The organism is Marinobacter lipolyticus SM19 (assembly GCF_000397065.2).
GTDB lineage: Bacteria > Pseudomonadota > Gammaproteobacteria > Pseudomonadales > Oleiphilaceae > Marinobacter > Marinobacter lipolyticus.
In genome coordinates this window covers 76,813-90,214 of the sequence record NZ_KE007306.1, presented here as the reverse complement: position 1 = coordinate 90,214, position 13,402 = coordinate 76,813, and the positions used below count along the sequence as shown (strand labels likewise).

At 56.9% G+C, this 13,402-nt stretch carries 10 protein-coding genes and 2 tRNA genes; 7 read left to right on the top strand and 5 right to left on the bottom strand.

The annotated features are described in order from the left end of the window. Nucleotides 1-95 precede the first annotated feature (95 nt). The 3 genes from gltX to MARLIPOL_RS00380 all read left to right on the top strand — a co-directional run bounded on the left by gltX (nt 96) and on the right by MARLIPOL_RS00380 (nt 1,851). Nucleotides 96-1,580 (top strand): glutamate--tRNA ligase, encoded by a 1,485-nt coding sequence (gene gltX, locus MARLIPOL_RS00390; protein WP_012136058.1) that lies wholly within the window; start codon nt 96-98, stop codon nt 1,578-1,580. 112 nt (nt 1,581-1,692) lie between these two features. Next, nucleotides 1,693-1,768, top strand: a tRNA-Ala gene (locus tag MARLIPOL_RS00385). Between the two features lie 7 nt (nt 1,769-1,775). Then, nucleotides 1,776-1,851: transfer RNA gene (locus MARLIPOL_RS00380), tRNA-Glu, on the top strand. Between the two features lie 232 nt (nt 1,852-2,083). Here MARLIPOL_RS00380 and MARLIPOL_RS00375 read toward each other — a convergent pair. Further along, on the bottom strand, nt 2,084-2,935 hold the full coding sequence (locus tag MARLIPOL_RS00375) for a 6-carboxytetrahydropterin synthase (RefSeq protein WP_012136057.1): 852 nt from the start codon (nt 2,933-2,935) through the stop codon (nt 2,084-2,086). 118 nt (nt 2,936-3,053) lie between these two features. Here MARLIPOL_RS00375 and MARLIPOL_RS00370 point away from each other — a divergent pair, with 118 nt between their 5' ends. Continuing rightward, entirely contained in the window at nt 3,054-3,689 is a 636-nt protein-coding gene (locus MARLIPOL_RS00370; protein ID WP_407638032.1) for a nucleotidyltransferase family protein, read from the top strand. Here the strand turns inward: MARLIPOL_RS00370 and MARLIPOL_RS00365 are convergent. The 3 genes from MARLIPOL_RS00365 to MARLIPOL_RS00355 form a co-directional block, all read right to left on the bottom strand. Next, nucleotides 3,649-4,650, bottom strand: coding sequence for a response regulator (locus MARLIPOL_RS00365; protein ID WP_012136055.1), 1,002 nt, complete (start codon nt 4,648-4,650; stop codon nt 3,649-3,651). The genes MARLIPOL_RS00370 and MARLIPOL_RS00365 overlap by 41 nt on opposite strands. 50 nt (nt 4,651-4,700) lie before the next feature. Next, on the bottom strand, nt 4,701-5,861 hold the full coding sequence (locus MARLIPOL_RS00360; RefSeq protein WP_012136054.1) for a PEGA domain-containing protein: 1,161 nt from the start codon (nt 5,859-5,861) through the stop codon (nt 4,701-4,703). 102 nt (nt 5,862-5,963) lie between these two features. Further along, nucleotides 5,964-6,488, bottom strand: a complete 525-nt coding sequence (locus MARLIPOL_RS00355; protein ID WP_012136053.1) for a hypothetical protein — start codon at nt 6,486-6,488, stop codon at nt 5,964-5,966. Between the two features lie 121 nt (nt 6,489-6,609). On the opposite strand from MARLIPOL_RS00355, the gene MARLIPOL_RS00350 reads away from it, so the two are divergent. Further along, nucleotides 6,610-9,534: an insulinase family protein gene (locus tag MARLIPOL_RS00350; RefSeq protein WP_012136052.1), complete on the top strand. Its 2,925-nt coding sequence runs from the start codon at nt 6,610-6,612 to the stop codon at nt 9,532-9,534. 59 nt (nt 9,535-9,593) lie between these two features. Here the strand turns inward: MARLIPOL_RS00350 and ppsR are convergent, their stop codons facing one another. Beyond that, entirely contained in the window at nt 9,594-10,409 is an 816-nt protein-coding gene (gene ppsR / locus MARLIPOL_RS00345; RefSeq protein ID WP_012136051.1) for a posphoenolpyruvate synthetase regulatory kinase/phosphorylase PpsR, read from the bottom strand. 124 nt (nt 10,410-10,533) lie between these two features. Here ppsR and ppsA point away from each other — a divergent pair, with 124 nt between their 5' ends. Both ppsA and rraA read left to right on the top strand, forming a co-directional pair. After that, nucleotides 10,534-12,906 carry a phosphoenolpyruvate synthase gene (gene ppsA, locus MARLIPOL_RS00340; protein WP_012136050.1) on the top strand — a complete coding sequence of 791 codons (2,373 nt, stop codon included), beginning with the start codon at nt 10,534-10,536 and terminating at the stop codon, nt 12,904-12,906. A 30-nt stretch (nt 12,907-12,936) separates the two neighbouring features. Further along, nucleotides 12,937-13,402, top strand: a 466-nt coding sequence (gene rraA, locus MARLIPOL_RS00335; RefSeq protein WP_012136049.1) for a ribonuclease E activity regulator RraA, incomplete at its 3' end; no start/stop codon positions are given.

Here is a 13,402-nt window from a genome sequence, read left to right as displayed (position 1 = left end):
TAAAGGTCGGGGCGCTCCACAATCATGCGAAATTCGTTCTGGGCCGTTATAATGCGTGGCTTTCCAGTCGGCCACTTATCTATCAGGATCGTTACATGACCGTACGTACCCGAATTGCTCCGTCACCCACCGGTGATCCACACGTTGGTACCGCCTTCGTGGCCCTGTTCAACCTGTGCTTTGCCCGTCAGCACGGCGGCCAGTTCATTTTACGTATTGAAGACACCGACCAGGCCCGTAGCACCGATGAGTCCGAGCAGGACATTCTGCGTGCCTTGCGCTGGCTGGGGCTGGAGTGGGATGAAGGCCCGGACGTTGGTGGGCCGCACGGGCCGTATCGCCAGTCCGAGCGCAAGGACTCCTATCGCCAGTATGCGCTGGACCTGGTTACCGCTGGCCACGCCTTTTATTGTTTCCGCACCCCGGAAGAACTGGAAGCCATTCGCGAAGAGCGCAAGGCCCAGGGGCTGAACCCCGGCATCAAGGGCGATCTGGAACTGTCTGACGAGGAAGTGAAGCGCCGCCTGGACGCTGGCGAGCCTTATGTCATTCGTATGAAAGTGCCGGATGAGGGCGTGTGCGAGATCCGCGACATGCTGCGTGGCACTATCGAGATCGATTGGTCGCAGGTAGATTGCCAGATCCTGCTGAAATCCGACGGCATGCCTACCTACCACCTGGCCAACGTGGTGGACGACCACCTCATGGGTATTACCCACGTATTGCGCGGTGAAGAGTGGATCAACTCCGCGCCCAAGCACAAGCTGCTTTACCAGTACTTCGGCTGGGACATGCCGGAGCTGTGTCACCTGCCGCTGCTGCGTAACCCGGACAAGAGCAAGCTGTCCAAGCGCAAGAACCCCACCAGCATCAATTTCTACGAGCGCATGGGCTTCCTGCCGGAGGCCGTAACCAACTATCTGGGTCGTATGGGCTGGTCCATGCCCGATGAGCGGGAGAAGTTCACTCTGAGCGAGATGATCGAGAACTTCGACATCCAGCGGGTATCGCTGGGTGGCCCGGTGTTCGATGTGGAAAAACTGCGCTGGCTGAACGGAATGTGGCTGCGTGAGGATCTGAATGACGATCAGTTTGTGGAGAAAATGCGCAACTGGTGGTTTAACGAAGATGCCCTGCGTGCCTTGATCCCGCACATCAAGGGCAGGGCGGAAGTGTTCTCCGATGTGGCACCGATGGCGGCGTTCATGTTCTCCGGCATGCTCAATCTCAAGCCGGAAGATTTTGCCCACAACAAACTGGAAGAAGCCGAGATCAAACGGGTACTCCAGTTCACCCTGTGGAAGCTGGAAGCCCAGCGCCATTGGAGCAAGGACAACATCTTTGCCGATATCAAGACCCTGGCTAAGGCTATGGAGCTGAAAATGGGCGATTTCATGTTTTCCGTTTTCGTGGCCATCGCCGGTACGCCCAATTCCTGGTCGGTGATGGACTCCATGGCACTGCTCGGGCCGGACATGACCCGTTCGCGGTTGCGTCATGCCCTGGAGGTTCTGGGTGGTTTCTCCAAGAAAGAAACCAAGCGAGTGGAAAAAGAATACGCCGCATTGCTCGCGGAATAACCGCTTTGGTGAATAAGTGAACGGAATGGACAGGGATGTTCAGAAAACTGAAAAAATTGAAGAAAAGAGGTTGACGCCCATAGGGCGGATCCTTAATATACGCAGCCGTTGAGGGGCCATAGCTCAGCTGGGAGAGCGCAACACTGGCAGTGTTGAGGTCAGCGGTTCGATCCCGCTTGGCTCCACCAATTTCTAGTCCCCTTCGTCTAGTGGCCTAGGACTCCGCCCTTTCACGGCGGCAACAGGGGTTCGAACCCCCTAGGGGACGCCAATACGGCTTGACGGTTTAGTCCACCGGAAAGCCATCAAAAAAACCGCCTTCGGGCGGTTTTTTTGTGTCTGCAGAAAGTTGAAAAGCAGTCTCCGAAGCTGGAGCGGGCGGCGGGAAGAAACCTCCCAAAACTGTGTGTTGCCAGGGATGGCAACACCAAGCCCCCATGGATGGGTTCACGGCGTGTTTTGGGAGGTTTCTTCCCGCCGTGTGCAGACTGGGGCTAAAGAGCTTAGCGAGATGCAATGGCCCCCTTGCCAACCCCCTCATAAGCCTTAACCCGAATAGCGTCCGCCGGAAACTCCGTCTTGAGCTGATCGGCCATATGCGCCGCAATCAATTCCACGGTGGTGTCTGTCTCCATCATGTAAACCCGGTTCTCCGGCAGCGTCAGCGCAAACTCACCCTGGTTTGCTTCATATTCAAACGTTACATAGGCAACGCCATCCTCGGCCACCCAGCGCTGGGTCACATCCTCTTCCGAGCCCACGTAGATATCCTGCCACAGCTTGGCCCAGCGCTTTTCCAGCTCGTAGTCGCGGTGATCATTGCGATCAATGCGGATAGGGGAGCGATGCCCATGGGCAATGCGCTGACAATTGCCCAAATGCTTTTTCAGTCCGTGGACATAATGGTAGTAGGCGCCTTCAATCACTTCTTCGCGCAGGTTAACCTCAACATCAGTCACATTGCCGGGCAGCACCGCCATTAATTCCCGCTCCAGCAGAGCGGCCACGGCTGACGGTACCACCCGCTCGGCGGAAAGCCAGACCACGGCTTCGTCCGGGGATCGATGTACAATCCGGGAGCCGTCCGTCAGCGTCCAGGTAAAGCTGTCGGGCTCCTCTTCGGTCCAGGCCGCGCCCGAATACCCACGGGGAACCACCAGGCGATGATCCACGCGCTCGTCGATGACCCGTTTGATGGTGCGCTTTACGTTACTGAAGTCGAACACCATGCCCTGTTCGTCCAGCTCGCCGCCAAGGACCACATCGGCAATCCAGCTTTCCCCCACCAGACCGCGATTCGGGTCCAGGTAAGCGAAATCAATAACGGTGAGGTTGTCCACAAACAGGTGATTCATCGGGAAGTCCGAACAGGATGAGGTTGATTGATGTGCGAATTCTAGCAAAAATCCCCGGTAGCTAGCAGTCTGTTAATTTGGCAGACGGCAATTCGTATTGGCGTGAGGGGAAAACACCATAAAGAATTCAAATGACGGCTTCCATGAGCAATTCCCCGCACTGGTGCTGGCGGCGGGGGCATCCAGCCGGATGGGGCGCCCGAAAGCGTTATTGGAAACCGGGCAGGGCACTTTGTTGGACCGGGCGATTCTGCAGGCCAGACAGCTCAGTGCTTCAGTGACGGTTGCAACCGGTGCCTGGTATCCGCTGGTCCGGTTTCGTGGCCGCGTGCAGCCCTCCCGCTGGCTGCCGGTCGATGATTGGATGGAAGGTATGTCGGCCTCCCTGCGGGCTGGGCTCCTGAGTCTGGGGCCGGAAGCGAAAGGGGTCTTCGTGTTGCTGGCGGACCAGCCGCTGCTGGATCCCAACGCTCTGGTGGCGATGGGAGCGGCAGCGCGGTGTGTGCCGGATCAGGCAGTTGCAGCGGACTATGGCAATCGTCCGGGCGTACCGGCCTATTTGCCGCGCCGGCTCTGGCCGCAGGTGATGGCGCTTGAAGGGGACCGGGGAGCGGCCGCGGTTCTTCAGTGGGCCGGGGCAACCCGGGTAGACATTACCGGAGTATTCGATGACGTCGATACCGCGGGGGACTGGCGAGCGGTCCGGGAGCGCCTCAGCCAAACAGGCCCGACAGCCAGGCAATTCCGGCAGTAAAAATACTGAGGCTGATGGTCAGGCCGACGGCGTAGAATTTCGAGGTGGATGAACGCTGTCGGGCCAGATACAGTTCTACTGTGCGATGGGCAATGTCTTCTGCCGTTTGCCTGGAAATCTCGTGGGCCTGCTGGATTGCTTCGGACTGCAGGGTTTGCCAGAACTCTGTATCAATGGTCTGGACGCTGGTGATGTGGTCTTTCAGGTCGGCCATATGTTCACTGGTGAAGCCGTTGCTCTGTGTCAGGGTCTGACGTAATTCAGCCAATTCCCTGCCCAGATGGAGATTGACCTCCGCAGCCACTTCGTCCCGCAAGTTGTGAGTCTGTTTGCGGACCCGCTCTTCCAGCCCCTTTAGCTTTTCCTCAACCAACGCTTCCTGCTTTCGCCCGGATTCGTCCAGCGCCCGCTTCAGGTGATCGAATTGTTCATCGAACAGATCGCTCAGTAGCTCGTGCAGACGGTTGTTGATGTGGGTTTTAACTGCTGAGCGGGCGATCTGTTCGACCTCTCCTTCTCCCTCCTCCGCTGATGCCTGGGGCGTGCCGTTCAGCACCTCTGGTGGTTCGGGCAGGGTTCCTTTGGAAACATCGCTTGTGAGTTGATTCAGGACGACGCTGAGACCCTCTGTATGAGGTGGTTTGGTGAGGATGTTGTAGACGCCAAAATTCTGAGCCTCTTCCATGAACGAGGGCGACTTCCTGGAGGTGCACATAATGATGGGAATGTTGGCGGTCTCAGGATTGGCTTTGATGGCTTTGGTGGCTTCCACGCCATTCATGCCGGGCATCAGGTGATCCATAAAGATCACATCCGGTCTGCGGTGGCTGCTGAGGAAATCCAGTGCCTCTTCTGCGGAGCCGGCCATATTGACTTCCATGTTGTGGCTTTCCAGTAACTTGCTCAGAGCAAATCTCGCCACCTTTGAGTCGTCTACCAGGAGTGCGTTCTTGATCGCCATGTCACAACCTCAACCTGTTACAGCTATGTGTTCATTATCGGGCTGATGAATTACCAGCCTTCCAGTTGCGGGCACTGAGTAGCCCGGTAGCTCTTGTCCCGATAACAAACACCGGGTTCCGTGGTACGGGCGGTGAAAACTTCGCCGGCCGCGGTTGTCAGGCGAACCTGTCCATAGGGTTCGCCATGTTTGAAGGTGGCTTCAATGGAGCTGCCATTGGGGTTGCGAAGCAGCCCCTTGCCGTGAAACTTGCCGTCGATGTATCCACCTTCATATTTCTTCCCGTCGGCAAACACTTCGGCACCGGAGCCGTGGAAGTCGCCATTGGAGAATTCGCCTTCATAGTGGCGGCCGTCTGCGTAGGTCAGGCTGCCCTGACCGTGGAATTCGCCATCGCGGAAGCCGCCAACGTAGAGTGTCCCGTTTGCCGTGGTAAGGGAGCCATGGCCATTCAGTCTGCCTTCTGACCATTCGCCCGTCAGGATGTCGCCATTGGCGCGCGTCAGCGTCCCCTGGCCGTGAAATTCACCATCGATGAAGTGACCCTCGTAATGTAGCCCGTCGCGGTTCTGATAGGTGCCGTCGCCGGTTTTCACACCGCCAATCCAGGTACCTTCGCGGAAGTTCACTGTGGTATAGGCTTTCAGTCTGCCGGTCAGGGTTTTTTCCTGCCCCGCTTTCATGGCGACGCTTTGGCTCCAGGGTTTGAAGCCGGTCTTGCTGATGGTGACGTCGTATTTGCCCGGCTCCAGCTCCAGGTCGAGGCGGGTAGAACCATAGTCACGACCGTTAATGGTGACGTTATCGCCCACAACGTTAGAGCGCAGGACCAAAGTGGCGGTTGTGGGTGTCGGTTGCGGGTCAGGCTGTGGTTCCGGGGCGGCTGTTGGTTCGGCCAGTGCCACGGTGTCAGAGGGTTCTGGCGTGGAGTCGATGGTGAACGGCTCCACGTCTGGAAGATTGCGCACCTCGACCTCGACCTCGACGGGCGGCGGCGTCATATTCGCCGTCTCAATGTGCGGGGTATCAGGTGGCGGAGGGGTATTTTCAGGCTCTGCGTCGGTGTCAGCAAGGATGGTTTTCGGGGCTTCCGGTTCGGCTACAAGCGCTTCAACCGATGGTGCATCCTGACGAATTGAGGCAAACCCCGCCGTGACCATCAGCATCAGGGCCAGTGCATTGACGAACAGCAGTGGTCTGGCATCGACCATGGGAAACCTCGCATTCCAGCATTCCGGACCGCTCCATCTTAACCAGCGAATGCGAGGTTATGTAACAGAAAGTATCTGAACTTGACGAGAATGTCGGACAAATCACACTTTGTTCGGAAGTCGGTCATGGTTGAGCTGTTCCCATGAGCGCATATAGACATCCGCTTCGTACTCATAGGGTGAGCGGAAGGGAGTCAGCACGAAATCGAACACCAGGAAGAAGAATCCCACGGACGCCCAGGCAATGGCGAGGGTGCTTATTGTGGTGGCCTGAACTTCCGGATTGGAGTCCACAAAGCTCTGCAGCATGGGAATCAGGTCGCTCGCCATGACGACCGGGTTGAAGCTCGACAGGACAAACGGCACCCAGAAAGCCAGGAAAATAGGGAAAAAACCGAATGACCAGAGGATTCTGCGCAGCAGGTATACGCCGGCCTCTCGCCAGTAACGCTGTCTGACCTCTGGCACCTTGCGGATCCGCTCAATATAGCGGCGACGCTCCGCCCAGTACGCGGCGACTTCTGGCGCCTGTAAGGATTCCTTGCCTGAACTCGCACTCGGGCTGGCGGTGATGTCGTTGTGATTGGGGGCCGCCTGGCCGGCGTCGTTCGTGGTTTCTGTGGTCATGGGTTCAGGTATTCCCTTCATTGGCTATAGGGCTGCCTTGTTGGCTACAGGACTGGTGCATGATAATCGATAGTACGTGTTACCCTACAAGTCTCAAATCGTTAAAGACAGGATAGATTGAATGGCTGCAGTGATCGACAACGCAACCCATCCGGCTTTTGAGAAGCTTCGCAGTCACCGGATCGATACTCTCAACCTGACGGTTGAAGAGTATCGTCATCGCAAGACCGGCGCGCGGCACCTTCACATGGCCGCCGACAACGACGAGAATGTTTTTTTCGTGGCTTTGCGCACATTCCCGATGGATTCCACCGGTGTGGCCCACATTCTCGAACATACCGCGTTGTGTGGCAGCGAACGCTACCCCGTGCGGGATCCGTTCTTCATGATGATCCGCCGATCCCTCAACACCTTCATGAATGCGTTCACCAGCAGTGACTGGACGGCCTATCCGTTCGCCAGCATGAATCGCAAGGATTTTGACAACCTGCTGTCGGTGTACCTGGATTCCGTGTTCTTCTCCAAGCTGGATCCGCTGGACTTCGCCCAGGAAGGGCATCGACTGGAATTCGAAAAACCAGAGGACCCCAGTACGGATCTGGTCTATCGCGGCGTGGTCTACAACGAAATGAAAGGGGCCATGAGTGCGCCGACCTCCCAGTTGTGGCAGAACCTGTCCAGTCATCTGTTCCAGACCACGACCTATCATTACAACAGTGGTGGCGAGCCGGATCACATCGTCGATCTGAGTTACGACGATCTGGTGAAGTTCTACCGTCATCACTATCACCCCAGCAACGCGATTTTCGCCACCTACGGTAATATTCCGGTCCATGAGCATCATGAGCGGTTCGAGAGCCTGGCGTTGAATCGATTTGATCGTCAGGACATCGAACTGCCGGTCAGGGATGAAAAGCGGATGTATGCCCCCGTCCGGGTCGAGCAGGGGTACGCCATCAACGAAGGGGAAGAAACCGACAACAAGACCCACATCGTCATGGGCTGGTTGTTGGGCCACAGCTTTGACTTGCAGGAGAACCTGGAAGGTCAGCTGCTGTCGGCGGTGTTGCTGGAGAACAGTGCCTCGCCACTGATGCGGGCGCTGGAAACCACGGACATCGGTCATGCGCCATCCCCCATGTGCGGATTGGAGGACTCCAATCGCGAAATGACGTTTGTCTGCGGTATCGAGGGCAGCGAGCCGGAACAGCAGAAAGCGCTGGAAGAATTGGTGGAGGGCACCCTGCACAAAGTGGTAGAGGAGGGCGTCAGTGAAGAGCGCCTTGAAGCCATTCTCCACCAACTGGAATTGCATCAGCGTGAGATTGCCGGTGATCAGTTCCCCTACGGCTTGCAGCTGATCATGCAGGCCATTGCCCCCATGGTTCATGGCGGTGACCCGGTCGAGCTGCTGGACCTGGAGCCGGTGCTGGCGGATATGCGGGAGAAAATACGCGATCCCCAGTACGTACCGGACCTGATCCGCAGGAAACTGCTGGAAAATCCGCATCGGGTGACGTTGACGCTGCGCCCGGATGACAGGTTGGAGAACCGCCGCCAGCAGGCGATTCGTGAGGCTTTGGCTAGCCGCAAGGCTGCGCTGACGGATGAGGAAGTCAAACAGATTGTGGATCGTGCCCAGGCGCTGGAAGAGCGCCAGCAGCGCAAGGATGACGATTCCATTCTGCCGAAAGTGGATCTGACCGACGTACCCCTTCAGATGCCGGAACCGGAAAGCCGATATGAGGGCGAAATCGGGGCAACGGTCTTTGCGCGTGGCACCAATGGCCTGGTCTACGAGCAGATTGTCCTGCCGGTGCCAGAATTGACCGAAGATGAGCTGTTGCTGCTGCCTTACTACACCACGCTGATCCCGGAGGTGGGCTGTGGTGAGCTGGATTACCTGCAAATGCAGGATCGTATTTCGGCGGAATCCGGCGGAATCAGCGCCTCGTTCTCCGCGAAGGGCCGCATCGACGATGTACAGGATCTGTCCGGGTACCTGATATTCAGTGGTAAGGCCCTGGCCCGCAATCGCACCGAGCTGACCCGTTTGCTGAGCGATGTGTTCCATGGTGCCCGCTTTGACGAGACCGAGCGAGTGCGCGAGCTGATTGCTCAGATCCGTGCCCGTCGAGAACAGGCGGTGACCGGCAGTGGCCATGCCCTTGCTATGGGAGCAGCCTCCCAGGGAATGAGTCCGGGAGCCTGGCTGTCGTTCCGTATCGGTGGTCTGGAAGCGATACGTGGCACCAAGGCGCTGGACAAGGCGCTTAACGATTCCGCAGAACTGGATGCCTTCTGCAACAGGTTGGCGGACTTGCACCGCAAGATCCGGCAGCAATCCCGACAGTTCCTGGTTATTGGCGAGGACGACCAGCTCAGTCCAATGCTGGATGACCTGAAGGCGTGCTGGCCGGCGGCTGAGGCGACAGAATCCAGTGACTGGAAGATGGCTCCGGTGAATTACACCACTCGCCAGGCCTGGCTCACCTCTACCCAGGTAAACTTCTGCGCCAAGGCATACAGCACTGTGGCAGTTGATCATGAAGATGCTGCGGCGTTGACCGTGCTGGGCGGTTTCCTGCGTAACGGTTATCTGCACCGGGTGATCCGCGAGAAAGGTGGAGCCTACGGTGGTGGGGCAGGCCAGGACAGCGTCAACGGTACCTTCCGGTTTTTCTCCTACCGCGACCCGAGGCTGACAGAAACCCTGGAGGATTTTGACAGCGCTCTGACCTGGTTGCAGGAAGCGGACCATGATCCGCAGGAGTTGGAAGAATCCATCCTCGGCGTCATTGGTCAGTTGGACCGCCCCCGCTCTCCGGCTGGGGCGGCAAGACACGCCTATCATAACCAGATGTTTGGCCGCACACCTGAGCAGCGCGCCAGATTCCGGGAGCGTGTGCTGGCGGTGACCCTGGATGACCTGAAACGGGTTGCACGTCAGTGGCTGATAGCGGAAAACGCCAGTACCGCTGTGGTGACCAGTCCGGAAAACCGCAAGGTGGTGGAACAGCTAGGGCTGGAAATTCAGGAGTTGTAAGTTGTGGGAACCGGGACAGCGCTCGTCAGGGGGCTGTCCCGGTGTTCACCCGGACGGGTCTACCGGTTTCGTTTCAGTCCGGTGGCCACCATGATTCGGGTGGAAATTTCCTCGACAGAGTAAGCCGTGGTGTTCAGGTAAGGAATTCGCTCCCTCCGATACATCAACTCGATCTCTTCGATTTCGTGCATGCATTGTTTTATTGACGAGTACCGCGAATTCGGCCGCCGTTCGTTACGTATCGTGGCCAGTCTCTCAGGCTCAATGGTGAGCCCGAAAATCTTCTCCTTGTGTGGCTTCAGCGCCGACGGCATCTGCTGATCGTTCAGATCTTCCTCAGTGATCGGGTAGTTTGCGGCTTTGACGCCGTATTGCAGGGCCAGGTAGAGACAGGTAGGCGTCTTGCCGCTGCGGGAGGCTCCGACCAGGATCAGGTCGGCCTCGTCGTAGTAGCGTGTGCGGGCACCGTCATCGTTGTCGAGGGCGAAATTGACCGCCTCGATGCGGCGCTCGTAATTGCCCGCGTTGTTAATCGAGTGGGACTTGCCCACCGAATAGGACGAGGACGCCTGCAATTCCTGCTCCAGGGGGTTGAGGAAGGTGCCAAAGATATCCACCATGAAACAGTCTGCGTTGGAAATGATGCCGCGGATATCACTGTTGACAATGGTGTCGAACACCAGAGGTCGGCTCTGGTCGGTTTCTGAAGCCTTATTAATGCGTTTGACCATGTCCCGGGCCTTGTCCGCATCGTCAATGTAGGGCACGGTTACTTTTTCGAAATCAATCTTTTCAAATTGGGCCAGAAGGCTGTTGCCGAGGGCTTCGGCGGTGAGGCCGGTACCGTCGGAAATAAAGAAAGCGGTTCGTTTCATGGTGTATAGTCCAACTCCGGATTCGACGGGTTCCCTAGGTAATTGCCGCAGGTTACAGTATCATACACGCCCAGTTCGAGACTGCGCAGCGCAGAATGCTCTAATGAATCAAGGGAGACGTGCTTTGGAAGATTACATTATCTGGTTTGATCACCTGGGAATGTCCGATGTTGACCGGGTAGGGGGAAAGAATGCCTCTCTCGGAGAAATGATCAGTAATCTTGCCAATGCAGGTGTTACCGTTCCGGGTGGCTTTGCGACCACAGCCCACGCTTACCGTGAGTTTTTGGCGACCGACGGATTGAAGGACAAGATTGACCAGGCTCTTGATGAGCTGGATGTCAACGATGTGAATGAGCTGGCGAGGGTGGGTTCCCGCATACGCCAGTGGGTGATCGATACACCATTCCCGGACGTGCTCGATAATGCCCTGAAAGAGGCCTATGCCCAACTGCGCGACGGCAATGACAAGATGGCCGTTGCCGTGCGTTCTTCCGCCACCGCAGAAGATCTGCCGGACGCTTCGTTTGCCGGCCAGCAGGAGACTTTCCTGAATGTCGTGGGCCTGGAACAGGTACGAACTTCGGTCAAGGAAGTATTTGCCTCGCTGTTTAATGATCGCGCTATTTCCTACCGGGTTCATCACGGGTTCGATCACAAGCTGGTGGCATTGTCCGCCGGTATCCAGAAGATGGTGCGCAGTGAAACTGCCGCCAGTGGCGTGATGTTTACCCTGGACACGGAATCTGGCTTCCGCGATGTGGTTTTTGTCACCGCTTCCTATGGCCTGGGTGAAACCGTGGTTCAGGGGGCTGTTAACCCGGACGAATTCTACGTTCACAAGCCGACACTACAGGCAGGCCGCCCGGCGGTCCTGCGTCGCAATCTGGGAAGCAAGGCCATCAAAATGGTCTACCATTCCAGCCCTGGCGAAGGCGAGTTTGTCGAGACCGTTAAGGTTGAGCAGGAAGATCGAAACCGTTTCTGTATCAACGATGCGGAAGTGGAAGAATTGGCCAAACAGGCCATGATCATCGAAAAGCATTACCAGCGCCCGATGGATATTGAATGGGCCAAGGACGGTGACGACGGCCGGATCTACATCGTTCAGGCTCGTCCTGAAACCGTCAAGAGCCGTGCGGCCGCCAACGTCATGGAACGTTACCTGTTGAATGAGACCGGTAAGGTGCTGGTGGAAGGCCGGAGCATTGGTCACAAAATTGGCAGCGGTCCTGTCAAAATTGTTGAAAGTATTAACGAGATGGATCGGGTTCAGCCGGGCGATGTCCTGGTCACGGACATGACCGATCCGGATTGGGAGCCGGTGATGAAGCGCGCTTCAGCCATCGTCACCGATCGTGGCGGCCGGACCTGTCACGCAGCCATCATTGCCCGTGAACTGGGTATCCCGGCTGTGGTTGGTTGTGGTGACGCCACCGAACTGCTGAAAGATGGCCAGCAAGTGACAGTTTCCTGTGCCGAGGGCGATACCGGCATGATCTATGAGGGTGCCCTGGACTTTGAGCTGCGGGAGAACACAGTCGACTCCATGCCCAATATTCCGTTCAAGATCATGATGAACGTAGGCAACCCGGACCGTGCGTTTGATTTCCAGGCTTTGCCAAACGAGGGTGTCGGCCTGGCCCGCCTGGAATTCATTATCAACCGCATGATCGGTGTTCATCCCAAGGCATTGCTCAACTTTGACAGCTTGCCGCGGGATATCAAGCAAACAGTTGAAAAGCGCATTTCTGGCTATCCGTCCCCGGTCGACTTCTACATCGACAAGCTGGTTGAGGGCATCTCAACCCTGGCAGCGGCGTTTGCGCCCAAGAAGGTGATCGTGCGGCTTTCGGACTTCAAGTCCAACGAGTACGCGAACCTGATTGGTGGCACGCTGTATGAACCGGATGAAGAAAACCCGATGCTGGGCTTCCGCGGCGCCTCCCGCTACATTTCCGAAACCTTCCGGGACTGTTTCGAGCTGGAATGCCGTGCTTTGCAGAAAGTACGTAATGAGATGGGGCTGACCAACGTTGAGGTCATGGTGCCGTTCGTGCGTACCGTGGGTGAAGCCGAGCAGGTAGTGAACCTGTTAGCCGAGAACGGGCTGAAGCGTGGCGACAACGGCCTGCGAGTGATCATGATGTGTGAGCTCCCGGCGAACGCCATTCTGGCAGAGCAGTTCCTTGAGCATTTCGACGGATTTTCCATTGGTTCCAATGACCTGACTCAGCTCACCTTGGGGCTGGACCGGGATTCCGGCATCATTGCGCACCTGTTCGATGAACGGAATGATGCGGTCAAGGCGTTGCTGTCCAATGCGATTCAGGCCTGCAAAAAAGCCAACAAGTATATTGGTATTTGCGGTCAGGGCCCATCGGATCACCCGGATCTGGCCAAGTGGCTGATGGACGAGGGAATTGACACAGTGTCCCTGAACCCGGATTCCGTACTGGATACCTGGTTCTTCCTGGCCGACGAAAAGATCGACTGAATTCATTTCCAGGATAAGGAGAGCGACAACGTGGCAAACATTATTACCCCCGACCTGTGTGACGAGTTTCCGGAAGTGAAGGTCGCGGAGCCTGGCTTCAATAATTATGGAGGCATCAAGGCTTTTGGCGGTGAGATTGTGACCGTAAAGTGCTTTGAGGATAACTCCGTGGTCAAGGAGCAGGTTGGGCTGCCTGGTGAAGGCCGGGTGATGGTTGTCGATGGTGGCGGGTCAAAGCGCCATGCGTTGCTGGGCGACATGCTGGCGGAGAAAGCCGCAAGCAACGGCTGGGCTGGCCTGATTATCTACGGGTGCGTCCGTGACGTCGATGAGATCGGCAACACCGAACTGGGTGTTCAGGCTCTGGATACCTATCCGCGCAAGAGTGAGAAGCGTGGCCTGGGCGATTTGAATGTGCCGGTCACCTTTCACGGCGTGACTTTTCAGCCTGGGCATTATGTCTATGCCGATAATAACGGCATTATCGTATCGGAGA

What these genes read in the sequence shown, in the direction of transcription:
- gltX (WP_012136058.1), top strand. Translation starts at nt 96, where the DNA reads ATGACCGTACGTACCCGAATTGCTCCGTCACCCACCGGTGATCCACAC.
- MARLIPOL_RS00375 (WP_012136057.1), bottom strand. Translation starts at nt 2,935, where the DNA reads ATGAATCACCTGTTTGTGGACAACCTCACCGTTATTGATTTCGCTTAC.
- MARLIPOL_RS00365 (WP_012136055.1), bottom strand. Translation starts at nt 4,650, where the DNA reads ATGGCGATCAAGAACGCACTCCTGGTAGACGACTCAAAGGTGGCGAGA.
- MARLIPOL_RS00360 (WP_012136054.1), bottom strand. Translation starts at nt 5,861, where the DNA reads ATGGTCGATGCCAGACCACTGCTGTTCGTCAATGCACTGGCCCTGATG.
- MARLIPOL_RS00355 (WP_012136053.1), bottom strand. Translation starts at nt 6,488, where the DNA reads ATGACCACAGAAACCACGAACGACGCCGGCCAGGCGGCCCCCAATCAC.
- MARLIPOL_RS00350 (WP_012136052.1), top strand. Translation starts at nt 6,610, where the DNA reads ATGGCTGCAGTGATCGACAACGCAACCCATCCGGCTTTTGAGAAGCTT.
- ppsR (WP_012136051.1), bottom strand. Translation starts at nt 10,409, where the DNA reads ATGAAACGAACCGCTTTCTTTATTTCCGACGGTACCGGCCTCACCGCC.